This window comes from Myxococcus virescens (assembly GCF_900101905.1).
Taxonomy (GTDB): domain Bacteria; phylum Myxococcota; class Myxococcia; order Myxococcales; family Myxococcaceae; genus Myxococcus; species Myxococcus virescens.
Map to the genome: position 1 here is coordinate 1,377,792 of NZ_FNAJ01000001.1, position 22,164 is coordinate 1,399,955.

Annotated in this window: 23 protein-coding genes and 2 pseudogenes; 14 read left to right on the top strand and 11 right to left on the bottom strand. The window is 69.5% G+C overall.

Annotated features, from left to right (window positions below):
• Window positions 1-141 precede the first annotated feature (141 nt).
• Complete coding sequence (locus BLU09_RS05600; protein ID WP_143043107.1) at window positions 142-750, top strand: hypothetical protein; 609 nt, start codon at window positions 142-144, stop codon at window positions 748-750.
• A 548-nt stretch (window positions 751-1,298) separates the two neighbouring features.
• On the opposite strand, the gene BLU09_RS05605 is transcribed toward BLU09_RS05600, so the two are convergent.
• Window positions 1,299-2,660, bottom strand: coding sequence for a flavin-containing monooxygenase (locus BLU09_RS05605; RefSeq protein WP_090486487.1), 1,362 nt, complete (start codon window positions 2,658-2,660; stop codon window positions 1,299-1,301).
• Window positions 2,661-3,588: 928 nt separating this feature from the next.
• On the opposite strand from BLU09_RS05605, the gene BLU09_RS05615 reads away from it, so the two are divergent.
• Window positions 3,589-4,062: a hypothetical protein gene (locus BLU09_RS05615; RefSeq protein WP_244171439.1), complete on the top strand. Its 474-nt coding sequence runs from the start codon at window positions 3,589-3,591 to the stop codon at window positions 4,060-4,062.
• A gap of 190 nt (window positions 4,063-4,252) precedes the next feature.
• Window positions 4,253-4,666, top strand: a complete 414-nt coding sequence (locus tag BLU09_RS05620; protein WP_090486493.1) for a hypothetical protein — start codon at window positions 4,253-4,255, stop codon at window positions 4,664-4,666.
• 21 nt (window positions 4,667-4,687) lie between these two features.
• On the opposite strand, the gene BLU09_RS05625 is transcribed toward BLU09_RS05620, so the two are convergent.
• The 5 genes and pseudogenes from BLU09_RS05625 to BLU09_RS05645 form a co-directional block, all read right to left on the bottom strand.
• On the bottom strand, window positions 4,688-4,906 hold the full coding sequence (locus tag BLU09_RS05625; RefSeq protein WP_090486496.1) for a hypothetical protein: 219 nt from the start codon (window positions 4,904-4,906) through the stop codon (window positions 4,688-4,690).
• Window positions 4,907-5,041: 135 nt separating this feature from the next.
• Window positions 5,042-5,452 carry a transposase gene (locus BLU09_RS40050; protein ID WP_425270572.1) on the bottom strand — a complete coding sequence of 137 codons (411 nt, stop codon included), beginning with the start codon at window positions 5,450-5,452 and terminating at the stop codon, window positions 5,042-5,044.
• A 176-nt stretch (window positions 5,453-5,628) separates the two neighbouring features.
• Complete coding sequence (locus tag BLU09_RS05640) at window positions 5,629-6,879, bottom strand: TolB family protein (protein WP_244171440.1); 1,251 nt, start codon at window positions 6,877-6,879, stop codon at window positions 5,629-5,631.
• Between the two features lie 174 nt (window positions 6,880-7,053).
• A pseudogene (locus tag BLU09_RS40055) lies at window positions 7,054-7,374 on the bottom strand (DUF11 domain-containing protein); the annotation flags it as partial.
• 19 nt (window positions 7,375-7,393) lie between these two features.
• Window positions 7,394-7,495: pseudogene (locus BLU09_RS05645) on the bottom strand (transposase); the annotation flags it as partial.
• 645 nt (window positions 7,496-8,140) lie between these two features.
• Between BLU09_RS05645 and BLU09_RS05650 the strand changes: the two are divergent.
• The 7 genes from BLU09_RS05650 to BLU09_RS05685 all read left to right on the top strand — a co-directional run bounded on the left by BLU09_RS05650 (window position 8,141) and on the right by BLU09_RS05685 (window position 16,620).
• Window positions 8,141-9,844 carry a hypothetical protein gene (locus BLU09_RS05650; protein WP_090486502.1) on the top strand — a complete coding sequence of 568 codons (1,704 nt, stop codon included), beginning with the start codon at window positions 8,141-8,143 and terminating at the stop codon, window positions 9,842-9,844.
• 690 nt (window positions 9,845-10,534) lie between these two features.
• A complete protein-coding gene (locus tag BLU09_RS05660) occupies window positions 10,535-11,722 on the top strand; it encodes an NAD(P)H-dependent flavin oxidoreductase (RefSeq protein ID WP_090486505.1) in 1,188 nt (395 codons plus the stop codon).
• A 19-nt stretch (window positions 11,723-11,741) separates the two neighbouring features.
• Window positions 11,742-12,134 carry a hypothetical protein gene (locus BLU09_RS05665; protein WP_090486508.1) on the top strand — a complete coding sequence of 131 codons (393 nt, stop codon included), beginning with the start codon at window positions 11,742-11,744 and terminating at the stop codon, window positions 12,132-12,134.
• A 19-nt stretch (window positions 12,135-12,153) separates the two neighbouring features.
• Window positions 12,154-14,481 carry a glycosyltransferase family protein gene (locus BLU09_RS05670; RefSeq protein WP_090486511.1) on the top strand — a complete coding sequence of 776 codons (2,328 nt, stop codon included), beginning with the start codon at window positions 12,154-12,156 and terminating at the stop codon, window positions 14,479-14,481.
• Between the two features lie 64 nt (window positions 14,482-14,545).
• Window positions 14,546-14,932, top strand: coding sequence for a lactoylglutathione lyase (gene gloA / locus BLU09_RS05675; protein WP_090486514.1), 387 nt, complete (start codon window positions 14,546-14,548; stop codon window positions 14,930-14,932).
• A 72-nt stretch (window positions 14,933-15,004) separates the two neighbouring features.
• Window positions 15,005-15,838 (top strand): NAD(+) diphosphatase, encoded by an 834-nt coding sequence (gene nudC, locus BLU09_RS05680; protein ID WP_090486517.1) that lies wholly within the window; start codon window positions 15,005-15,007, stop codon window positions 15,836-15,838.
• A gap of 89 nt (window positions 15,839-15,927) precedes the next feature.
• On the top strand, window positions 15,928-16,620 hold the full coding sequence (locus tag BLU09_RS05685) for a radical SAM protein (RefSeq protein WP_090486520.1): 693 nt from the start codon (window positions 15,928-15,930) through the stop codon (window positions 16,618-16,620).
• A gap of 16 nt (window positions 16,621-16,636) precedes the next feature.
• Here BLU09_RS05685 and BLU09_RS05690 read toward each other — a convergent pair whose 3' ends face one another.
• Both BLU09_RS05690 and BLU09_RS05695 read right to left on the bottom strand, forming a co-directional pair.
• Complete coding sequence (locus BLU09_RS05690) at window positions 16,637-17,062, bottom strand: hypothetical protein (protein ID WP_244171441.1); 426 nt, start codon at window positions 17,060-17,062, stop codon at window positions 16,637-16,639.
• Between the two features lie 28 nt (window positions 17,063-17,090).
• On the bottom strand, window positions 17,091-17,429 hold the full coding sequence (locus BLU09_RS05695; protein ID WP_090486526.1) for a hypothetical protein: 339 nt from the start codon (window positions 17,427-17,429) through the stop codon (window positions 17,091-17,093).
• A 32-nt stretch (window positions 17,430-17,461) separates the two neighbouring features.
• Between BLU09_RS05695 and BLU09_RS05700 the strand changes: the two genes are divergently transcribed.
• Window positions 17,462-17,776 (top strand): Asp23/Gls24 family envelope stress response protein, encoded by a 315-nt coding sequence (locus BLU09_RS05700; protein ID WP_090486529.1) that lies wholly within the window; start codon window positions 17,462-17,464, stop codon window positions 17,774-17,776.
• 18 nt (window positions 17,777-17,794) lie between these two features.
• On the opposite strand, the gene BLU09_RS05705 is transcribed toward BLU09_RS05700, so the two are convergent.
• The 3 genes from BLU09_RS05705 to BLU09_RS05715 form a co-directional block, all read right to left on the bottom strand.
• Window positions 17,795-18,178 (bottom strand): hypothetical protein, encoded by a 384-nt coding sequence (locus tag BLU09_RS05705; RefSeq protein WP_244171443.1) that lies wholly within the window; start codon window positions 18,176-18,178, stop codon window positions 17,795-17,797.
• Between the two features lie 82 nt (window positions 18,179-18,260).
• A complete protein-coding gene (locus BLU09_RS05710) occupies window positions 18,261-18,533 on the bottom strand; it encodes a GIY-YIG nuclease family protein (protein WP_011550605.1) in 273 nt (90 codons plus the stop codon).
• 25 nt (window positions 18,534-18,558) lie between these two features.
• On the bottom strand, window positions 18,559-18,834 hold the full coding sequence (locus tag BLU09_RS05715) for a CBS domain-containing protein (protein WP_261770694.1): 276 nt from the start codon (window positions 18,832-18,834) through the stop codon (window positions 18,559-18,561).
• Window positions 18,835-19,005: 171 nt separating this feature from the next.
• Between BLU09_RS05715 and BLU09_RS05720 the strand changes: the two genes are divergently transcribed.
• The 3 genes from BLU09_RS05720 (at window position 19,006) to BLU09_RS05730 (ending at window position 22,163) form a co-directional block, all read left to right on the top strand.
• Window positions 19,006-20,025 (top strand): alpha/beta fold hydrolase, encoded by a 1,020-nt coding sequence (locus BLU09_RS05720; protein WP_011550603.1) that lies wholly within the window; start codon window positions 19,006-19,008, stop codon window positions 20,023-20,025.
• A 106-nt stretch (window positions 20,026-20,131) separates the two neighbouring features.
• Window positions 20,132-21,130, top strand: a complete 999-nt coding sequence (locus BLU09_RS05725) for a peptidylprolyl isomerase (protein WP_186817731.1) — start codon at window positions 20,132-20,134, stop codon at window positions 21,128-21,130.
• 64 nt (window positions 21,131-21,194) lie between these two features.
• Window positions 21,195-22,163, top strand: a complete 969-nt coding sequence (locus tag BLU09_RS05730; protein WP_186817730.1) for a peptidylprolyl isomerase — start codon at window positions 21,195-21,197, stop codon at window positions 22,161-22,163.
• Window position 22,164: the final 1 nt, after the last annotated feature.

The following is a 22,164-nucleotide window of genomic DNA, read 5'->3' on the forward strand; positions in this document are numbered from 1 at the left end:
GACGGAGACATCCCCACCGACTGGCGCAACCCGTTGCCATCGACCTTGGGCACACGCTGTCCCAGTGCCCGCCCAGCGTCGCCTTGGGGTATGTTCACCCCGCACTCGGGCCGGTGTGCGTGTTCAAGGGGGATTGAATCGATGCCTGCGCGCTGGATGCCGTTAGCCCTGTTTCTCAGCCTGTTGCTTCCTGTCGCTGCGAGCGCGGAGCCATGGCCGTCGCCAGGGTGGGGGCTTCTGCTCTCCGGCGGAGGAGGCCTTTTCGCCGGCAAGAACGCCAATACGCGAGGCCATCTCCTGAGCGCCCATCTGCTCGTGGCGACACCGGTGGGTTTGGAATTCGGGCTCGCGTTGCAGTGGGGTCGCGGATTCAGAACCACCTGGGCCTTGGATTCGGCCCTGTCCGAGCAAGCCGAACTCCGGAAGCACCCGTGGGGCGCGTTCCGGGGGATTGCCGGAGAGGCACGCTACCGTTTCTTCCGGGACCGGCGTGTCTCGCCCTGGGTGGCGCTGCGCGTGGGACGCAGCACCTCCTCCAAAATCAGAACGGACGCGTTTGCTCCCTATCGATACACCAATTCGCACCAGGCACTGGCCGCGGGCGGCGGTCTGGAAGTCCGAATCCATGGCCCGCTAGGCCTCACCTTGGCAGGGTATTTCCAGAGCTGCGACATCAACACCCGGCCCCATGACAACATCTGTACGGGGGCGGGGCCGACGGTGGTGCTCAGCCCTCACCTGCGCTTCTGACAGGGCCTTGGTGAACAAGCCCCGCGCTCGCCTCCTGCGCACCTGCTTGAGGCAGCGTTTCGGCCTTCAACCTTGTGCTCCCGGGCGGGGAGCTCGCCCCCACGGAGGGCTGCTCTCCGCTGGCGCCCGCGCGGGGATGCGTGAAGCAGGTCCACGTCTGCGCTGGGGACTTCTCGGGTCTCCGGGCGATACGCGACGATGGCCGGACGCGTCGCCGTCCTCCATCCGGACCCGGTGACTGCACGCGCAGGAGTTGGCGAGGTGGCGCGAGAGCTCCGGGAGTGGGGGAACCCTGATGCCCCGTTCCGTTGCGCCCTCGCGCTTCGCTCCGCAGCGGAGGGCCTCGAGCGCTCCGCCGAAGACGAGGCCCTCCACGCCGCTGGGTCCACCGCTGCGGACCTGTCGCCCCGTCTACGCCAATGCCTGCACGGAAACGCCCTTTGCCGCCTGTTAGGGATGCCGGCGGCGGAAGGCCCAAGGAGGTCATCGTCGAGCGACGCTTCCTGGCCGCGCGGTCCCGGCGCCGGGGCCCATTCCTCCGGGGCCCCTCACCCGGTCCTGCGCACCGGGGCCTCGGCGAGGAAGCTCTCCGCCGAGTCGTCCAGCTCGTCCATCCACTTGCGACGGTGCGGCGTGGCGCGGGTGCCGGTGACGATCGACGTGAAGGTGCGGTCGCGGTAGCCGAGGATGTCCTCCTGCTTGTCGCGCAGCCACTGCTTCAGCAGCTCCGCGACCTTCTCCACGCTGAAGCCCGGGTAGTCGGTGCGGTCGAGCAGGTCCCGGATGTAGGCGGTTTGGAAGTCCACCGCCCCGAACGAATCCTGGACCCCCTCCTCGCGCTCGACCCACGCCGCGATGTCCGCCTCGCGCTCCTCGGCGGACGGCAGCGCGGTGCGCCCCATGATGACGTCGCGCACCAGCCATGCCTGGGCGTCGAACATGTTGAAGGTGTAGTACTGGTCCTGCATCCCCAGGTAGGCGAGCTCCGGCTGGCCTTGCCAGAACACGCCCTTGTAGAGCCCCGGCGGGTAGAGCCGGTTGTGGCTCTCCAGGCGCAGCGCATTGGGAAGGAAGCGGTACTTGTGCTGGTAACCCGTGCACAGGATGACCGCATCGAGCGTCGCGGAGGTCCCATCCGCGAAGTGCGCGCGGTTCCCCTCGAACCGCTTCACCAGTGGTACCTCCTTCATGCCCATGGGCCACCTGAAGCCCATGGGGGCGGACCGGTAGCTGATGGTCACCGACTTCGCGCCCAGCTTGTGGCACTGCACGCCGATGTCCTCGGCGGAGTAGCTGCTCCCGATCAGCAGGAGATTCTTTCCCGCGAACTCCTCGGCGCCGCGGAAGTCGTGCGCGTGCAGCACGCGACCGGGGAAGGAGTCGATGCCCTCGAAGAAGGGCACGTTCGGCGTGGAGAAGTGGCCGGTTGCGTTCACCACCCGGTCGAACGACTCCTCGCGGACCTCGCGCTTGGCGAGGTCGTCGACCACCACGGTGAACTTCCGGGTCTCCTCGGACCAGGAGAGCCAACGAACGATGGTGTTGAACTGGATGTACTTGCGGACGTCGCACTTCTCCACCCGCCCGCGGATGTAGTCGTAGAGCACCTCGCGCGGCGGATAGGACGGGATCGGCCGGCCGAAGTGCTCATCGAAGGAGTAGTCGGCGAACTCGAGCGCCTCCTTCGGACCGTTCGACCACAGGTGCCGGTACATGCTGCCGTGCACCGGCTCGCCGTAGCGTCCCAGGCCGGTCCTCCACGTGTAGTTCCAGAGCCCGCCCCAATCCTCCTGCTTCTCGAAGCAGACGATTTCCGGGATCTCCGCTCCCTTGCGGGCAGCGGATTCAAACGCACGCAACTGGGCCAAGCCGCTGGGGCCAGCTCCGATGATCGCGACACGAAGAGCCATCTGGACACACCTCGAGCAGGGGAGCTGCCCGGCGCAGCTGCGCGCCGGCGACCGTCCCGCAGGTTCATGCACGTGGGCGCACGCGCCCCATGCACCGGAGTCCGTGGACTCCGGGTGGATGGAATGCCGAGCGGCGCAGAGGCCGGGGCAAGGAACGTCGGACGCGAGCGAGGGCGCCATCGACGCAGGAGCGTTTCGCATACCTGAGCGCGCGAGAACGGATTCCTATGGGGTCAAACCTTCACCAGACTTGACCGTGGATGTCAACGCTCGAGCTGCCTTGCGCCCTGACAACGTCCGCTCGTCCGCCCGCTCGCCCTGCAAGCGCACTCTTGGTATCTCGACCGTCGACCGCAGGGATGCGCCATCGCTCAGCCAGCGCGCCGATGCCTTGGGGACGGCGTCACCACAACGAGAGCTCGGTCAGACTCAGCGGCAGCCCGCCGTTGTCGGTCTTGCTGCGCAGGCGGATGTAGCGGGCGCTGGTCGCGGGGATGAACGATCCGACGATGCCGTCCATTTCAAGCGGGCCACCACACGTGCTCAGAAGCAGCGCGGAGATTCCAACCCGAAATTGCGCATAGCAGGCTCCCGCGGAAGGCGCGCTCACCGCGACCCGGCCGACGTTCTCCTGGCAGGCCGCGCAAGACGCCACGGGCGTCACGTACCAGCAATTGCGCATCGATGGCGGAGCCGCCATCACCCTTGGAGGGAGCGTCACCTCCCATGTCCTGACCGCCGACCTGTCACCGAGCGTCCACTTCGTGATTGTCACCGCGGGTGACCGCTTCGACCACTGCGGGTCGACGCCGGTCCGCTCGTTCGAGATCGTCGGAACGCAGCCCACCGCCCCGGCGCCCCTGGCCCCCACGGGAAGCACCTATGCCGCCCCCGACCCGAGTTCTCCTGGGCGCCCGCCACGGACGACGTGGGCATCGCGTCGTATGTCCTCGAATGGAGCGGGGGCACGCCGGTGACGCTCGGGGGAGCCGTGACGCGGGACACGCCCACAGTGGACCTCGCCGAAGGCGCCCACACCTGGCGGGTCACCGCCTGCGATGCCAGCGCGCAGTGCACGAGCAGCGTCTGGGCGTCCTTCTCCGTGGACCTCCAGGCGCCGACCGCGCCCTTCCTCCTGGCGCCGTCTCCCGAGGAAGTCGTCTGGGAAAATCCTCTCTACATCTTCGAGTGGGTTCCCGCCTACGACGCCCAGCACTGCGTCCAATACACGGTGGTCATCGATGACCAGGAGTACGCGGTCTCCGATTCGGACTCGGTGCGATACCTGGAGGAGTTCCTGGCCTACGTCGAGCACACCTGGTTCGTGAGGGCGTGCGACCTGGCGGGAAACTGCACGGACTCTCCCAGCCAGGTCTTCACCATCCAGCCCTACATCAAATGATGCAGTGAGCAGGACGGCGCCACCTCAGGGAAACGCGCTAGTGAGACATCCGTAAGCACAATCACGTACGCGTTTCCCTCCAATCCAAAACCAATCCCATTCGCTTGACAGACAACACAAGGAAGCGCACCTTGTCCAATAGCTGATTAGTCAGCCAAAACAGCAAAACAATCAATCGCAAGGGGTCGTCATGAGCCTGTCGCCATTCAGCACCCGTGAAGTGGCCGCGCGCCGCAGGAGCCGTTCTCTTCTCACGTTCGTGCTCACCGGGGCCGTGGCCCTGGGGGTGACCCTGCCTGGCGCGAGCCACGCAATCCCTGGCGGCAAAGGCTGGCAGGGAAGGTACACGCTCACCATTCCCACCGGCCAGGTCGACCAGTTCTTCCACTACGCGTGCCCAGCGGCCTACCCGGTCGCCACGAGCGGTGGGTTCCTCCCCAACCTCGCCGCCAAGATTGGAATGGTCGTGCTCGGTGATGGGCCCCGTCTGGACATCACGCCCGTGGGCTACAACGAATGGTCCTGGATCATCGGCTGGCCCAGCGGTGCACGGGCGGGGTCGACCATCAGCTTCGACGTCTACTGCGTCGCCGGGCCCGCCTGAGCAACGACGGGTCTGGTGTCCTCAGGGCGCCGCGGGGTTGTCCCAGACGCTGGTGAAGGCGGCGCCGAAGTAGATGCGCGCCGCGCCACGGTCATCGAAGGGCACCGGCGACATCGCCGCGAGGCAGGAGGTGTCCGGCGGCGCATGAGGGTTCTGGATGAAGCTCGCCGAGACCAGGTGCCCGCAGTTGGGGTTGCCCAGCAGCGTGGTGGGCGAGTTGAAGCCGACGCTGTGCCCCACAGCGCATAAGAGGAGTTGGCTGTCTTGAGCCTCAACACCACACGGCCTGGGGTGGCCCTCGTCCCGGGGCCCACCTCGCACAGGCCGTGGGCAAGCCCAGGTGCTCCACAATCGCCCGCAACCCGGGGGCCCCCTTCACGTTCGCCAACACCCTTGAGCCTGCCTCCACACCTCACGCAGCCGAACACGTCGAAGTCGAACGTCCTCCTGAGCAACTCGGCGTAAGTCCACTCGCGGTGGCCTCTCCTTCACCCGCTCCTTCCTGGCCGCGGCCTCATGCCCCGCGCTCGCCTCCTGCGCACCTGCTTGAGGGACCAGAAATGGCCGCAGTCTGGCGCCTGGAACGAAGACGCCGTGGAATCTCGTGAGGTTTGCCCGAGGCGGAGGTACCAGGGACGCTACACGCCGTAACAGTTCCTGCCCGGTGAAGAGCAGGTGCGTGGTGCCGTCCGGCAGCGGGCGCTTCATCCGATAATAACGATGCGGCCGTCCTCCGCTCGTGACAGCCGCTCCAGCGCCAGCGCACCGCACGCCCCGTAGCGGCATCGCCGTTCCAGTCCCTGCCTGTCGTTGGCATGCACGTGCTTGCGTGGGCGGCGGCAACGCCTCGAAGCGCACGCCGCCCTCCCCCGGCACGAAGACGCCTTCGGCACCAGCGCATGGTCGTGAGGCGTCACTTGCAAGGCCGAGCCGAAAAATTGCGTTCTTCGTGGGTTCGAGTGCTACCGCACCCAGCCCACGAAGCCCTGAAGCTCTGGTCCCATCTGCGATGCCGGCACGTCGAGCCGGATGCTGGAAGCGGAGAGCGCGGTCAGGGTGGGGCTGTTCTCCAACTGGACGCGTTCCATCACCAGGAGCGAATCGAAGGTGTCCGGCCAGCACACCTCGCTTGCCTGAGAGCGCAGCAGGACCGTCGCGGCGAGGACGTGTGCGTCGTCGGGTGAGAACGCGAAGACCATGAGTCCACCCAGTCCCGTTCTCGGCTCGATGCCCGGTCGCGACGCGTCGAAGTTCGCCTGGAAGAGCGCTGGCGCGGGCACACGGTCGAAGGCGCAGGAGCGAGGCTGTCCTGAGTAGGTCGTGAGATAGGCCACGGGTTGGTGCTGCATCCAGGCCACGTGGCGCAGGAGTCGGGTGTCGACCTCGGAAGGGGCATCCACCTTCCTTCCATCCAGCAATGCGGTGGGAACCCCGGCTTCCGGTGTCGATGGCAGCAGGAGCGTATGCACCCCGTCGGAGGAAACCGCACCGCGCGCGTGCGTGTCTCGTATGCCTCTTCCTGGCTCGAATTCGAAGAAGCGGCCGTCCTTCCCGACCTCGGCGGTTGCCTCACAGGAGAGCAGCGAGAAGGAGACGGTCCCCTGTGCGCTCCACCCTTGGGGGGTGAGCATCCCGTGCGTTGGACTCTCGAAGAGCCGCTCCACCTTGCCCGAACCCACCTCCACCGTGTGGACCTCCGCGAGCGGGCAGGGCCGCGACTCCGGACCGGTTCGCGCGAAGGACTCCAGGGAGAATGCGATCCGGGCGCCATCCGAGGACCAGAGGATGGGGCCCGCGCGGAACGGCCCCGGAGTCAGCGCGTGCTCGCGAAGGTCCAGCAGCATGCGTCGACCCGAGCCATCCGAATTGACGACCCACAGGAGGGCCCATCGGCCCGGGGATTCGTGCTCCTGCGCTTCCGGGCGTTCGACATAGGCCACCTGGCGCCCATCGGGAGAGATGGCGACGCCGCTCCATCCCAGCCCGTTTCCGTAGGGGCGGGTGGCCACCACCCGCCCGGTCCGTGTCAGTGCGTACTCGCTGTCCCCAGCAGGGGTGCGGACCCACAAGTCCTGTTTGCGGACCTGAAGCAGCCAGGGCCCTCCGCCCATGCGCCTGGCGGGCGAGGCTTCCTGTCCGGGGAGGGCTTCATGGGTTCGCCCGTCGGTGAGCAGGGATGGGCTCCGGCATCCTCCGGCGAGGAGCAGGAGCAATGCGGCTGTTCTCAACCCCCTTCGCACCTTTGATTCCAGTCTCACCGACGGCCTCGCTGACCAGGCGGAATAGGAGCCCTCGGTGGACATCGGACTTGGACCGATGTCCACCAGCGACCTGGTGCCTTCCACGGAGGTGGTGATGCTCCCAATGCTCAGCGGCTGCAAGACCACCGTCACGGTCAAGCTGGCGCTCGCGCCCAATGCCCCCAGATCACAGCCTACCGCCGAACCGTTGCGTTGGCAGCTTCCCTGCGAGGACGTCACAGAGACGAAGGTCACGCCGTCGGGCAGGACCTGTGAGAGGAAGACCTGACCTTCGGGACGGGTTCCGCCATTTGTCACAGTGAGCGTCAGCGTGAGGTTGGAGCCCACTTGTGCCGTCGATGGCGAGGCGGAAATCGTCGCTGACAAGTCGGTCGCGGCGGAGGCAGGCTCGCAGGCATCCCCAAATCCATTGCCATTGAGGTCCGCCTGTCCCGGGTTCGCGGTCACGATGCAGTTGTCGTCCGCATTGGCGCCACCGGTAGAGCACCTGCTCGGCGACGCCGTGCTTCCGGGCCACCTCCTCCACGCTGGCCCCAGGCGCCTTTGCCTCTCGCAGGACGAGGACCATCTACTCCTCGGTAAACCTGCTCTTTCTCACGACCGACCTACCTCCTGGCCGCGAGGACTCTCTCACGCTCCAACTGGTCCGAAAATCAGGGGGCAGACCAGTCGCGGACCAGCTCCTTGCAGGACATGCCGAGACCCTTCTCGGAATGGGGCCGATCCCCAACGGTCCGCATGCGCCCCTGCCGCGGCAATCGCGCGCCTCGCCGTGCCCCCGTCCCGTGCGAGGAGGGGACAAGGGAGCGCTTCCGCTGGGCCGCGGCGGGAGGCTCAAAGAGCCACAGGGCCCGCCGCCGAATTCTCAAGAACCGACGAAACTTTCGCCGCAGCCTCAGGAAAATGACGGAAGTTCCTCGATGCGAATGCCCATCCCCCGGGCAGGAGCCTTCCATGTCGTGGTCCACGTCCTCGCATCTCGCGGGGGGCCTCAGTCCATGGTGCTGAACCCGCATGCGTTCAGAGGACGAAGGCCGTTGCTGAAGCTCGAGGAGGGCGTGTCGGGGCGGCATGCCTCGCACTCCCGCGCGAACGGGCGACTCGCTTCATGACACCCCTCGCGCTCCCACCCCAACCCCAGTGAACCAGCGGTGCCCGCGTCACTCCGTGAGGAGCAGGAGGACGCGGACGCCCGCCCCAACCAGGACATCCCATGGGAATCGGCGGAATCATCGGTGGCGCGGCGGATGCCGCTCGACGCGCGGCGGAAGCGGCGAAGCGCGCGGCGGAGGCAGCCGCGAAGAAGGCCGCGGAGGCAGCCGCGAAGGCGACGGCGACGGCGACGAAGACCACGGAGCAGATTGAGTCGGTCGCCAAGAAGCACACGCAGGACGTCTTCGAGCGACACGAGGCGCCGGGCGACAGCGGGCGCGACGTGAAGCAGAAGGACCGCGAGACGGTGGGCGACTTCTTCGAGGACCTGAGGACCAAGGCGGGCGACGCGCTCAAGGACACGGCCCAGAAGGTGGGCGAGGAGCTGGGCAAGGCGACGGACGACTTGGCCAACGGGCTGGACCAGTTGGGGCAGGCCATCCAGGACGCGCCGGCGCAGAATCCGGTGCAGGACTTCGCCCAGGACCTCGCCGGGGGCATCCTCCAGGGCGCGGCCGGCGCGGTGCGCGACTCAGCGAAGACCGTGGGCGCGGTCACGGACGCGCTCAACTTCAACACGCAGGTGGAACAGCTCAAGCCGGGCGAGAGCGTCTCCGTGGGCCTCAATGCCGAGGTGGATGTCTACGCCGTCGGCATCACCGGCAAGGGTGACCTGACCGTCAGCCGTAGCGCCGAGGATGGCGGGGGCTACACCGTCTCCGCCAGCGGAGATGTGGGGGCGGGCATCATCGGGAAGATGGGCGGCAAGGGGGCGGCGGACGCGGGCGCCAGCGTGTTCGGTACCGCGGGCGGCACGGTGGAGTACAAGTTCGACACCCTGGAGGAGGCCCAGCGCGCCGCTGGCATCATCGCGGCCAACGCCGCCGTGTCGGGCGCCTCGGGGCAAAACCCCCTGCTGGGCCTGGGGTTGAACTTCGTGCTGGGCGACCCGCGGTCGGAGCTGGCGGGCCTGCGCGACCATGTGAGCGCGGTGGAGTTCGAGCTGGGCGCGGAGGGGAACCTCGCGGGCGAGCTGGGCATGAAGGGCCTGCAGGACGTGCTCGGCGCGGGCGCGAGCGCGGGCGTGGACATCAACCAGTCCACCACGGCGCGCATCGAGATGGAGGGGGGCAAGCCGACGTCGCTGACGCTCACCCAGTCGCAGGACGTTTCGGCCGACGTGGGCGCGAACGTGGGCCTGGGGGTTCCGAGCCAGGGCAAGGGCGGCCCCAGCGCGTCGCTGCCGACGAGTGCCTCGGCCGGAGTCGAGGGGTCGCTCAAGGTGGAGCTGGAGCAGAGCATCGACCTGTCGGGGAACTTCAACCTGGACGACTTCCTGAGGGACCCGAAGAGCGCCGCGCAAGAGCTGGGCCAGTCGAGCGAGGTGAAGGTGACGCTCACCGACTCGCGCCAGGGCTCCGCGCAGGCGCTCGGCCTGGGCGGGAGCATGGGCCGCGAGGTGAATGTGGAAATCAGCGGCAACCTCGAGGACATCGCGAACAGCGGCGCGTTCACCAGCATCGCCAACGGCGACGTGGGTCAGGCGGTGACGCAGCTTGGCGGCAAGGTCGACATCAAGGCCACCGTGCAGGACAAGACCACTGTGAACGGTGACATCGGTGTCGGGGTTCACGCCGGCGTGGTCGGCGCCGAGGTGGGGGTCACCACCGAGCGCACCACGGTGGGCGAGGAGCACGAGCTCACCGCCGCGCAGCTCGTGGAGCTGTACCTCACGCAGCGCTGGTCCGCCGGAGTCGCCGGCTGAGACCGGTCCGAGGCGAGGGCTGCTCGCGCCATGCGGTGCGCTCAGCCCTCGCCCTTGCCTCCGGACTCGTACTTCTTGCGCTTGCACCACAGTGTGTGGGCGCGTCGATGCCGAGCCCCCTGGCGGCCTCGTCCAGCGTTGCACTGCTTCCGCACGTTGCCCTGTCAAGGATGATGCGCCAGCAGCATCTTCTCCGTCGCGGGTGACACCTCCGGCGTCACCTCGGCCGCTGCGCCGTCCTTGCGAAGAAAACGCCATGAAGCACCGCGCCAGCGCCACCTCGCCAGGGCACACGCTCCCGTCAGGCTCCCACGGGCTTCTCGTGAGCCCTGCGAGACTGGGGAATTCGGGCCGCGCGCGTCCGTGAGCGGGTTGCCCCCGGTGGGCCGCATGTGTCCCCAGTGTGCCCCTCCAGCGGGGCCGAGAACGGGACAAGACGGGGCGTAACGGGATAGGGCGGCACAACGAACCGGCGTGCGCTCAAGGCAATAGCGGGTAACAGCACGTCCTGCCTGGGGTTTGCCATTGCCCTCCCCCCCGGGTTCATGTCCCGTACTCTCACCAAGCCCGGCGCGCGGCTGTTACCCGGCAACCAACCTGGAAGGCCCTCTTCCGCTCCCCGCCTCTAGGTCGAGAGGGTTGCTGGTAACCTTGGAGAAGCCGAAGAGCCCGCCAGCTTCAGGAGACCCGATGAACGGAGCGAATGATGGACGTTTCCCGCCCTCTTCTCGTGAATCCGAGCCCGACGACGAGCGCAGTGACTCGAGTCCTGAGCCCCGGCGGCCTCCGATTTATGTCCTGGAAGGCAACACCCTGCACACGCGGCTGACGCGTGAGTTGGGGGTGAACTATCCATTCGTCAGCGACGGCATGGCCTTCGTGTCGCTGCCGCCGCTGGTCATCGCCGTGTCGGAGGCCGGCGGCGTGGGCATGCTCGGCGCCGCGCCGGAACCAGCGGACGTCCTGGATGTCCGGCTCCAGACCATCCAGGCAGGCACGCGGCGCCCCTTCGGCGTGAACTTCCTCATGGCCCAGCGGGAGGGCCGGCATTCCACCACGCGCGAGCACATCGAGGTGTGCATCGCCCGGCGCGTGCCCGTCGTCTCCTTCCACGGCGCCCTGCCTCCCTCGGAGTGGGTCGCGGCGCTGCGGGCCGCGGGCATCCGGGTCTGGGGCCAGGCGCCTTCGGGAGACATGGCGCGGCAGGCCCTGTCGCTCGGCGTGGACGGGCTCATCGCCCAGGGCCGGCAGGCGTCCGGCCTCAACCAGAGCACCACGCCCACCCTGGCGCTGGTGCGTGAGCTGCGCGCGCTGACGGACTCGGTGCCAGTGCTGGCCGCGGGCGGCATCGCCGACGGGCTCAGCGCGGCGCGCGCCCTCTTCCATGGCGCGGACGGCGTCTGGGTGGGCACGCGCATGGTGGCCTCCGTGGAAGCGCATGCCCACCCGGCCTACAAGCAGCGCATCGTCGATGGGGACGCGGGAGACACGGACGTCACCACCGTCTTCGGACGGGAGTGGCCGGGTCATCGCATGCGCGTGCTGCGCAACCGCGTGGTGCGCGAGTGGACGGGACGTGAGGGCCGCGTGCCCATGCCCATGGCGACACCGGAGCGCGTCGGCACCACCCGGCTGTTCCCCGGGACCCCAGGCGGCCCCCTTGTCGACGTGCCGCGGCACAGCGCCTTCGTGCCCACCCCGGACACCGAGGGGGACCTGGAAGAAATGGCCATGCCGGCCAGCGGCGCCAGCATGGCGCGCATCGAGAGCGTGCTGCCCGCCGGACAAATCGTGGTGGAGCTGATGGAGCGAGCGCGCCGGGTGCTCGCCGATCCGCATGGCCTGGACGCCGACGCGGATGAGGACGGCCGGGGCTGAATTGGAGTAGAGCGCCCTCATGGGTGCAAGGTGGCGTCGAACGGCACAGGTCGGATGGCTGGCTTTCGCGCTGTGCGGTGCCATCGCGGTGGTGCGCGCCTCCACGGCCGAGCTGCCGCCGCGCGAACGCACCCTGACCGCGGCCGAGCGCAAGCTGGTGGGCCGCGCCGCCGCGAGCCAGGAGCCGGAGTGGCGCCGCAAGTCGCGCCAGTCCTTCCCCGGCGACCGCTGGTCCCAGGACGATGACTTCGGCGCGTCCGAGCGCCAGTGGGCGCTGGACGAGGCCCGCCGCCGCCGCGTGCCGGTGACGGACGTCCTGGGCGCCATCGACGAGGAGCTGCACGGCCAGCCCGTGCTGCCCCCGCGCAAGGCCACCGCCAGCCCCTGCAAGCCCCGCCCCTTCTACGACTGAGCTCCGGCGCCCTCCGCCCATGATGCCTCCTCCCCGCAGGCTGCTCCGCTTCGCCCACCGCGCCGCCACCCTCACCAGCGTGCGGCTGGCATTGTTCGCCGCGCTGGCGCTGGCCGCCGCCTGGCGTCCGCTACAGCAGGCCGGGGGCATGAACGACTTCCGCGACGCGCACCTGCTGCACTCGTACGAGGACGCGGGGACGCGCACGGTGACGCACTACGGGCAGCTCCCGCTGTGGAACCCGTGGGCCTGCGGCGGGCAGTACGCGCTGGGCAGTCCGCAGACGCGCGTGGCGTCTCCCACGCTGCTCGTGTCCGCGCTCATGGGCGCTCGGCCAGCGGAGCCGCTGCTGCTCTGGGCCTTCCTCGTGCTCGGCATGGAGGGCTTCTTCCACTACGCGCGGCGGCGCGTGGGCTCCGCGCTGGGGGCGCTCGGCGCGGCGCCGCTGTTCGGCCTGGCGGGCTTCACCGCGCTGTCGTGGTCCATTGGCTGGCTCAACTTCGCGGGCTTCCTGCTGCTGCCCTGGCTGCTGTGGGGCACGCGCCGCGCGGCGGAGGGCCATCTCCGGGGCGCCGCGGTGGTGGCCGGCACCTTCGCGGTGCTGCTGGGCTTCGGCGGCACGTATCCCGTGCCCATGGGCGCGCTCTTCGTCGCGCTGGAGTCCGGGCGCACGCTGTACGGACTGCGCGGGACGCCGCGGCGCAAGTCCGCGCTGTGGGCCCTGGGCGCCACCGCCGTGTTCACCCTGGGCGCCTGCGCGTTCCGGCTGTGGCCGTTGGTGGAGACCATGCGCTCGGCGCCTCGCATCATGGCGGGCACGCCGGGCAACTCCGCCGAAGAGCTGGCGCGCATGCTGCTCCAGATGCCGGCGAGCTCCGGCTACAGCGACCCGGGCAACTTCTTCCTCGCGCCCGCGGTGCTCGCGCTGATTCCGCTGGCCGCGTGGGCCTGGCGCCGCGCGCTGTACCCGGCGGTGCTGGCGGCGCTGTGCGTGTGGATGGCGGCCGGCTACGCCGCGGTGCCCTCGCTGTTCGGCGCGCTGCGGCTGCTGCCCGTCTTCGGAACGCTGCGCTATCCGGAGCGCTTCCTCGTGCCCGCGGGGCTCTTCCTGGCGGAGCTGGTGGCGCTGGGGCTCGCCGTGCTGCTGGTCCGCGTGTGGCGCGTGCCGGCCGCGCGCACGGCGACATCCTGGTGGCCCACCGCCGCGGTGGTGGCCTGCGTCGTCATCGCCGTGGGCTGGGGCTTCCAGGTGCGCGCCTTCGACCGGCTCAGCCGCTGGTCGCAGATGGTGCCCGCGCCCGGCCCCGTTCCCGAGGAGGCGGAGCGCCCCTTCGCCCAGGCCCGCGGCAACCGCTGGGCACAGGGTTACTTCCTGGCGCTCAACCGAGGTTCCATCGCCTGTGGCGAAGCGTGGCCTGTCCCCATGTCCGAGCGCCTGCGGGGCGACCTGCCCCAGGAGGAGTACCTGGAGGACGCCTCCGCGGGCACCGCGCGCCGCGTGGAGTGGACCCCCAACCGCGTCACGGTGGACGTGACGGCCACGCGCCCCACGGTGCTGCTGGTGAACCAGAACTGGCACCCGGGCTGGAAGTCCTCGGAGGGCGAGGTGGTGTCCCAGGACGGGCTCCTCGGTGTGCGCGTGGCGGAAGGGACGCACCGCGTGGTGCTGCGCTTCCTGCCGCGCTCCGGGCTGGGCGGAGCGCTGGTCTCCGCGCTCGCGTGGCTGGGCCTGGGCTTCGTGGCCTGGCGGCTGCGTGGGCGGCTGGGGCCCGCGGCCATCGGCGTGGCGTGTGTGCCGCTGGTGGCCTGGGGCGTGCTGCTGGCGACGTCACCTGAGCCGCTGGCGCGCGCGGTGCCCCTCAACGCGGATGGCTCGCCGATGCGCGTGGCGGCGCTGCCGCCCACCGCGAAGCCCGTGGACGCACGCTTCGACGTGCCGGTGGAGCTGGTGGGCGCGGAGATACCGTTGGCGCCGGACGCGGAGGGGCTGCTCCACCTGGTGCTCTACTGGCGCGTCACTGGGCCGGTGCCTCGCTCCGCGGGCATCTTCGTCCACTTCCCCGGCCCGCCGGGCAGCAAGCGGAAGAACGCGGACCACCCGGTGCTGGGCGGCACCTACTTCTTCGCCGAGGCACCCCGGGACACGCTCCTGCGGGATGCCTTCTCGGTGTCCACGAAGGACTGGGACGCGGGCGAGCGAAAGGTCCTGGTGGGCCTGTGGCACGCCGGGGGTGATGGCTCACGCATCGGCGGACGGGGCGCCGACGGCAAGGCGCTGACGTCATCCCATGTCGAGGTGGGCACACTCGCGGTGCCGCCCAAGGCACAGTCCGAGGAAAAGCCCTGAGCCCATCGGACAGCGGGCGGCGGGGACGCATGACGCGACGCGATGATGGCGTTATGAAGCCCGCATGCGAATCCTGCACACCATGCTCCGCGTCGGTGACCTCGAGCGCTCGCTCGACTTCTACACCCGGGTCATCGGCATGAAGTTGCTGCGCCGTCACGACTACCCCGACGGCAAGTTCACCCTGGCCTTCGTGGGCTTCGGCCCCGAGGACACCCACCCCGCCCTGGAGCTCACGTACAACTGGGGCGTCGAGAAGTACGAGCTCGGCACGGCCTACGGCCACGTGGCCCTGGGCGTCAGTGACATCCACGGCACGTGCGAGGCCATCCGGAAGGCCGGTGGCAAGGTGGTCCGCGAGCCCGGCCCCATGAAGCACGGCACCACCGTCATCGCCTTCGTCGAGGACCCGGACGGCTACAAGGTAGAGCTCATCCAGAAGGACCGCTGAGCCCACCACCGCCCCAGGGCCGAAGCGCACGCAACGCCTGCACACCCGGCCCGGGCCCGTTAGTGTGGCCCCGTGAACGCCACCCCCCGCTTCGTCCCCGACCACACCCCGCCCGACCGGCCCCGCGAGGGCGCCCTGCTCTTCCTCGCCCGGGGCATGGACGTGCTCGTCCAGGAGCATGCGGACGGCGTCGCCATTCCCACCGGCGCGGCCTTCCCAGAGCTCGCCGCCGCCGCGCACTACCTGGGAGCATTGGACGGATTGGACTGCTACGCGGCGGGGTTCACCCAGGACTTCGTCCCGCCGGAAGGCTACAAGGCCGTCGCCGCCCGCTCGCTCTTCAAGCGAGTGGATGACGCCCGCTTCGCCGTGGCGGGACGCGCGCTCGCGATTGTCGAGTGGGACCTCACCCACCGCTTCTGCGGCCGCTGCGGAGAACCCACCCATCTGGTTCCGGGGGAGCGCGCCCGCCGCTGCCCGGTGGACAAGACGCCCTTCTATCCCCGCATCGCCCCCGCCATCATCGTCCTCATCACCCGCGGCGACACGATGCTGCTGGCGCACAACGCCCAGTTTCCAGAGCCCATGTTCAGCACGCTCGCCGGCTTCACGGAGCCGGGCGAGTCACTGGAAGAGTGCGTGGCGCGCGAGGTGAAGGAGGAAGTCGGCATCGACGTGAAGAACATCCGCTACTTCGGCTCGCAGCCGTGGCCCTTCGGCCGCTCGCTGATGGTGGGCTTCACCGCCGAGTACGCGGGCGGCGACATCACCGTGGACCAGAAGGAAATCTCCGAGGCCCACTGGTTCAGCCCGGACAACCTGCCGCGCATCCCGCCGAAGCTCAGCATCGCCCGGCAGCTCATCGACGCCTTCGTCGAACGCGTGAAGGGCCCCGCCGCCCCTTGACCCCTCCCCAGGCGAGGCAACAGGCCGCGCTTGACCTGGCGCGGCAGGTTGGGGTTGAAGCACGCCTCCCTCGAATCAGCGAAGAAGCCATGCCCGCAGCGCGCCCACACATCGAGCCCCGACGCGTCCCCACCGCGGACTCCGTGGTGGTGAAGGAAATCTACCTCAGCGTCCAGGGGGAGTCCTCCCACGCCGGGCTGCTGTGCGCCTTCATCCGCCTCACGGGCTGCCACCTGCGCTGCACCTACTGCGACAGCGAGTTCGCCTTCCACGGCGGCGCGCGCCGGAAAATCGCGGACATCGTCAGCGAGGTGCGGGACCTGCGCACGCCCATGGTGGAGGTCACCGGCGGCGAGCCCCTGCTCCAGCCCGGCGTCTACCCGCTGATGGAGGCGCTGCTCGACGCCGGCTTCAAGGTGCTGCTGGAGACGAGCGGCGCCATCGACGTGCGGCTGGTGCCTCCGGCGGTGCACAAAATCGTCGACATGAAGACGCCCTCCTCGGGCGAGCACCTGCGCAACGACTACCGCAACTTCACGTCGATGAACGCCAACGACGAGCTGAAGTTCGTCATCGGCTCGCGCGAAGACTACGACTGGGCCAAGGCGCTCATCGCCGAGCACCAGCTGCTCCAGAAGCCCTACGGCAGCCTGTTCTCCACCGTGTTCGACAAGCTCCACCCGCGCGAGCTCGCCGAATGGGTCATCGAGGACAGGCTCGCCGTGCGCTTCCAGCTGCAGATGCACAAGTACATGTGGGACCCGAACGCGCGCGGCGTGTGAGCGCGGCGCCCGGCCCTCAAGGTCCGAAGCCCCAGAACACGACGGCCAGCCAGCTCGAGGCCAGCCCCAGGTTCACCCAGCCGAGCCCCGTGGTCACCCGCGCCAGGGTCCGTCCGCGCACGGCGCCCTCGCCCCGGGCGATGCGCCGCAGCTCCCGCAGGCCCAGCACCACGCCGGCCAGCCCCGCCACCAGCGTGGGCAGCGGCAATGCCAGCGAGCACGGCAGACACATCAGCCCCGCCACGTTGAGCACCAGCGCCACCTGAATCACCCGCGACGGACGCGCCTCCCTGCGCAGCACCGCCACGCAGGGCGCGCAGTAGGGCATTTCGCCCGCCAGCTCCGTGCAGTCCCCGCACAGGAAGCCACCACAGCGCGCGCACGTGGCCACCGCGGCCTCGTCCGGGTGGGTGGCGCAGACGGCGCCGACGGGTGTCCGCACGCGGCCTTCCACGCCGGGCGCCCCGCCGTCAGAAGCCCGTGGGCGGGGCGCGCGAGGCCAGCGCCGAAAGGCTGTGCAGGCCCAGTCCCAGGAACACGGCGGCCAGCACGGTGCTGGCCATGAAGCCCGCGACGATGAGGCCCTTGCGCCGGTGCTCGAACTGGCTGAAGGCGTAGAAGAGCATGTAGCAGGGAATCAGCAGCACCATCACCCCCGTGCCCACACTCCGCCGGAAGGCGTGGACGAGCAGGGTAGCGGCGCAGCCCAGCGCGAGAGCGGCGAACAGGATGGCGAGCGGGAGCAGCGGCACGTCCACCCCCTTAACACGTTCCGCGCTTTGCAGCGCTGGCGTGCACATATTAAGCACGCCCCGACGTCAACCAGCCGAGGTGCCTCCCGATGAACGCCGCCAAGACGCTGCTCAACTTCATCCTCGCGGGCGCCCTGCTGGGCTTCGTGGTCGCCTCCTGGTTGGGGCCCAACTACCTGGGCTGGTACAACGAGACGCCCTACGCCACCCAGACGATGTGCAACCTCCCCGAGGTCGTCCGCAAGACGTCCGCGGACCTGATTTCGTACCAGGTCATCGGCGGGGGCGTGGGCGCCGGCCTCTTCCTCATCCTGGGCGTGGTCGTCGTGCGCCGCTCACACCGGAAGGCCCGGGTGCAGGCCGACCAGACGCCGCCCCCCACGGAGCCGCGCGCCACCGCCTGACGCACGGCCCGGCGGCGCTCAGGGCGCCTGGGACGCCGCCGCGTGGACGATGACGCCCGGCCCCTGGGCCAGGATGCCGTCGCCCTCGCTGTCCTCCACGGTGACCATGATGGCGAAGGTCGTCGTCTCCGACACCTCGGGCGCCACCCACGTGGGGTTGCGCGCAGTCGCGTCGCTGAAGGTACCCGCGGGCTCCGCGGGGAGCTGCTGCCATTGGAAGGTCATGGCGTCTCCGTCCGGGTCTTCGACCTCGAAGACGAAGGACACCACGCCCCCCGGCCCGACGACCTGCGGCGAAGGCCGAGGCCCCGTGGAGACCTTGGGAGCGTGATTGGCCCGGCAGGACACAGCGAGCCCCAACAGCACCAGCGCCCCGAACACTTTCGAGTACGAGTGAGACATGAACCGGCCCCTTTGGATGGTGGCGCCAGAGTAACGCGCCTGCATCGGGAGAGGTATTGCCCCACTGGCGTGCCACGAGCGCTCAGGGGCGCCCCAGCATGCGCAGCTTCTCCGCGCGCGACAGCCGCTTGATGGCGGCCTCCCGCCGGAGCGCCGCGCCGCGGTCCCCCGCGGCCTCGCTCCACACCAGGGTGACGGGCAGCCGCGCCCGCGTGTACGCCGCCCCGCGCCCCCGGCCATGGGTGGCCAGCCGGCGCTCCAGGTCGTTGGTGGCGCCGGTGTACAGCGTGCCGTCACGGCACCGCAGGATGTAGACAGTCCACGAGGGCGATTCGTCCGGCACGGCGTGCCGCACTCTACCGCCCCCGCGGACCGCCGTCTCACCCCGCGCCGTGAGGCTGGGCGCCCTGGAGCCGCGACCGCCGCGCCCCCGCCCGCCCCTCTCCGGGAACCCCCGCCCGCGCCATGACGCCGGACACCGGCGCCAGCGGATCTCCCCTCCAGGCCGCGAGGATGTGCTCCTCGCTGACCACCCCCAACAACCCTCCCCCTTCCCCCACCACGCCCAACAACCGCACCTGGTGCCGCTCCATCTTCCGAAGGGCCGCCAAAAGGGTATCCGTGGGAAAAACGGTGGCGAAAAGGGAGGACCACATTTCCTTCCAAGCCGGTTTCCGCCGCAATGCCACCTCCTTCGAGTCGTTGCCTACATCTCCCTGCAACAGTCCTGCCGGGCGGGTGCTTGCTCACCAATGAACACGGCATGGCCCCGCGGTCCGGCTTAGACTGGCGACGTGACTCGTCGACAGGTGGCACGGTTGGGTCGGATGGCGGACCTCTTTTCGCGAACGATGGTGCGCGGGAAGGAGGGGCTGCTGACGCTCACCTTCCGCCCGGACGAGCTGTACCGGGTGCCCACGGACGACGGGGCCTCCATTGCCCTGGGCCGCTACCACGCCCGAGGCGAGAAGCGCTTCGCCCAGCCCGTCATCCTCTGCCACGGGTTGGGGGCCAACCGCTTCCACATGGACTTCGACGAGCAGTACAGCCTGGCCCGCTACCTGGCCCGGTCCGGCTTCGAAACGTGGGTGCTGGAGCTGCGGGGCCGGGGGCTGGCGGGCGACTGCCCGGATTTCAACTTCGATGACCAGGCCGAGCATGACGTGCGCACGGCGGTGCGTACCGTCCTGTCCACAGGTGCGAAGGAAGTGCTCTGGGTTGGTCATTCCAAGGGCGGGCTGATGCTCTATGCCCACCTGGCGAAGACGCCGCAGGCGCCCGTGCGGGCGGCCGTCACCCTGGGCAGCCCCTTCACCTTCGCGGTGCAGCCGGGCCTGCGCACCTTCATCCAGAAGGTGGAGCCGGTGCTGAAGCTGCGGGTCATCCCCACCAGCCGCGTCACCAGCATCGCCCTGTTCGGCGCGCCGCCGGGGCCCATGAGCCGCTACATGATGCTGGCGGAGAACATGGAGACGGAGGTGGTGCGGCGCGCGCTGGCCAACGTGCCCGCGGACATCGCCGGCGGCGTGGGGCGCCAGTTCGCGCGGTGGATCACCACCAACCGCTTCACGTCCTACAACGGCGAGTTCGACTACCGCGAGTCCCTGTCCCGGGTGACCATCCCCTTCCTGCTGCTGGCGGGCAGCAAGGACCTGCTGGCCCCACCCATGGCGGTGGCGCGCGCCAAGGAGTACCTGGGCGGGCCGGTGAAGGTCCTCGTCGCCGGCAAGGCCCACGGCTTCGGGGCGGACTACGGGCACGCGGACCTGGTCCTGGGCCGCCGGGCCCCGGACGAAATCTTCCCCCTGGTGGAGGCGTTCCTCTCCGCACACGCGACGCAGCCGTAGGCCCGGTGAGGTTGTCCGGCCCTGCCCGGCGTGCTACCGGAACGGGCCTCGCGCCATGACTGACGGCTTGCCAATCTGGAGCCCTCCCCCTCACGAGGCCCCGCGCATGCGCTTTTCTCCCACCCGCGCCTTCCTGGTCCCACTCGCCATCGCCCTGGCCGCGGGGGTGGGCATGCCCGCCTGCACCAAGCCCGTGATGGAGACGCCGGAGGCCCTGGTGGTCGCCAGCGTCAACGGCGAGGTGCTCAGCCGGGCGGACTTCGAACAGGAGCTGTGGCGCGAGCTGGCGCTGACGGACATGTCCCAGCGCACCTTGGAGGACGTGGAGCCCTTCAAGCGCGCGCTCCTCGACACGTACATCCACCGGATGCTGCTGCTGCAGGAGGCTCGCAAGCACAACATCACCGTCACCCCGGAGGAGGTGGACCGGGGGGTGCTGCGGCTGTCCGGGGACTATCCGGCGGGCAACTTCAACGAGGTCCTGGCCCAGGGGCAGCTCTCCATGGCGGAGCTGCGCTCGCGGGAAGCAAGCCGGCTGACCATCGAGAAGCTGTTCGCCAGCCACGTCTATTCGCGCGTGGCGGTGACGGAAGAAGAACTGCGGGCCTGGTACGGCGCGCACGAGAAGGACTTCCACGAGCCCGAGCAGGTCCACGCCGCGCAAATCGTGGTGAAGGGCCTGGACGAGGCACGGCGGCTGCAAACCCAGCTCAAGTCCGGCAAGAAGTTCGCGGACCTGGCGCGCAGGTATTCGCTCAGCGCGGACGCCAAGGTGGGGGGCGACCTGGGGTTCTTCCCCCGGGGGCAGATGCCGCCCGCCTTCGACGAGGTGGTATTCAAGCTGGGGGTGGGGCAGGTTTCGGACGTGGTGTCCACCGAGTACGGCTTCCACCTGTTCCGCGTGCTGGAGCGCAAGCCGGCGCGCAAGCGGGAGTTCGTGGAAGTCCGTTCGCTGGTGGAGGGCAAGCTGCTGGAGCAGAAGCGGTCGCAGGCGCAGGAGACGTTCGAACAGGAGCTGCGGCAGAAGGCGCAGGTCCAGGTGAACGAGGCCACGTTGCAGGCCATCCGCGGGCGTCCGGCGCCTCAGCAGGCGACGGCGGAGTGACGACGAAATCGAAGACCGGGGCGGCGGTTGGACGCGCCCGGGGTGGTACGGAAGGATGGCGGGAATGAAGAAGCTGGTGGCGGCAATCGCGGCGGTGGCGCTCCTGGGGAGCGGCGGGGCGGCGCACGCGGAGCTGGTGGACAAGGTGGCCGCGGTGGTGAACCGCGACATCATCGCGCTGTCCGAGGTGCAGCAGCGCGCGGCGCCGGAGATGGCCCGCGTCAACGACCCGGATCCGCGCAAGCGCGGCGAGCAGCGGCTGCAGCTGATGAAGACGGCCCTGGACACCCTCATCGGCGAGAAGCTGATGGAGTCCGAAATCGCGCAGCTGGGCATCACCGCCACCGAGGCGGAGGTGGATGAGCTGGTGGCGGACGTGCGCCAGCAGAACAACATCACCGACCCCGCGCAGTTCGAGCAGCTCCTGCTGGGTGAAGGCCTCACCATGGCCACCTACCGGGACATGATGCGCAAGCGCATCCTGCGTGACCGCCTGCTGCGCATGAAGGTGGGCCCTCAGGTGAAGATCACCGAGGAGGACCTCAAGGCCGCGTACACGCAGTACACGCGCATGGAGAGCGGTGACTCGGAGGTCCACGCGCGCCACATCCTGGTCCAGGTGGACGCCAAGGCCACGGCGGAGCAGGTGGAGGCCGCCAAGAAGCGGGCGGAGGCCATCGCCACGGAAGCGCGCCGGCCGGGCATGGACTTCGCCTCGCTGGCCCGCGCTCGCAGCGAAGGCCCCAGCGCCGCGGATGGCGGTGACCTGGGCTGGTTCAAGCGGGGCGTCATGGTTCCAGCCTTCGAGAAGGCCGCGTTCGGCCTCCCCGAGGGCGGCGTCAGTGAGCCGGTGCGCACCAACTTCGGCTGGCACGTGCTGAAGGTGGAGGAGCGCCGCACGGTGGCCGCCGCGTCCTACGAGGAGATGCGCTCCAAGCTGGAGGGCAAGCTGCTCCAGGAGAAGACGGAGAAGTTCCTCGACCAGTACGTGCAGGAACTGCGGCAGAAGGCCAACGTCGACGTGAAGCTGTAGC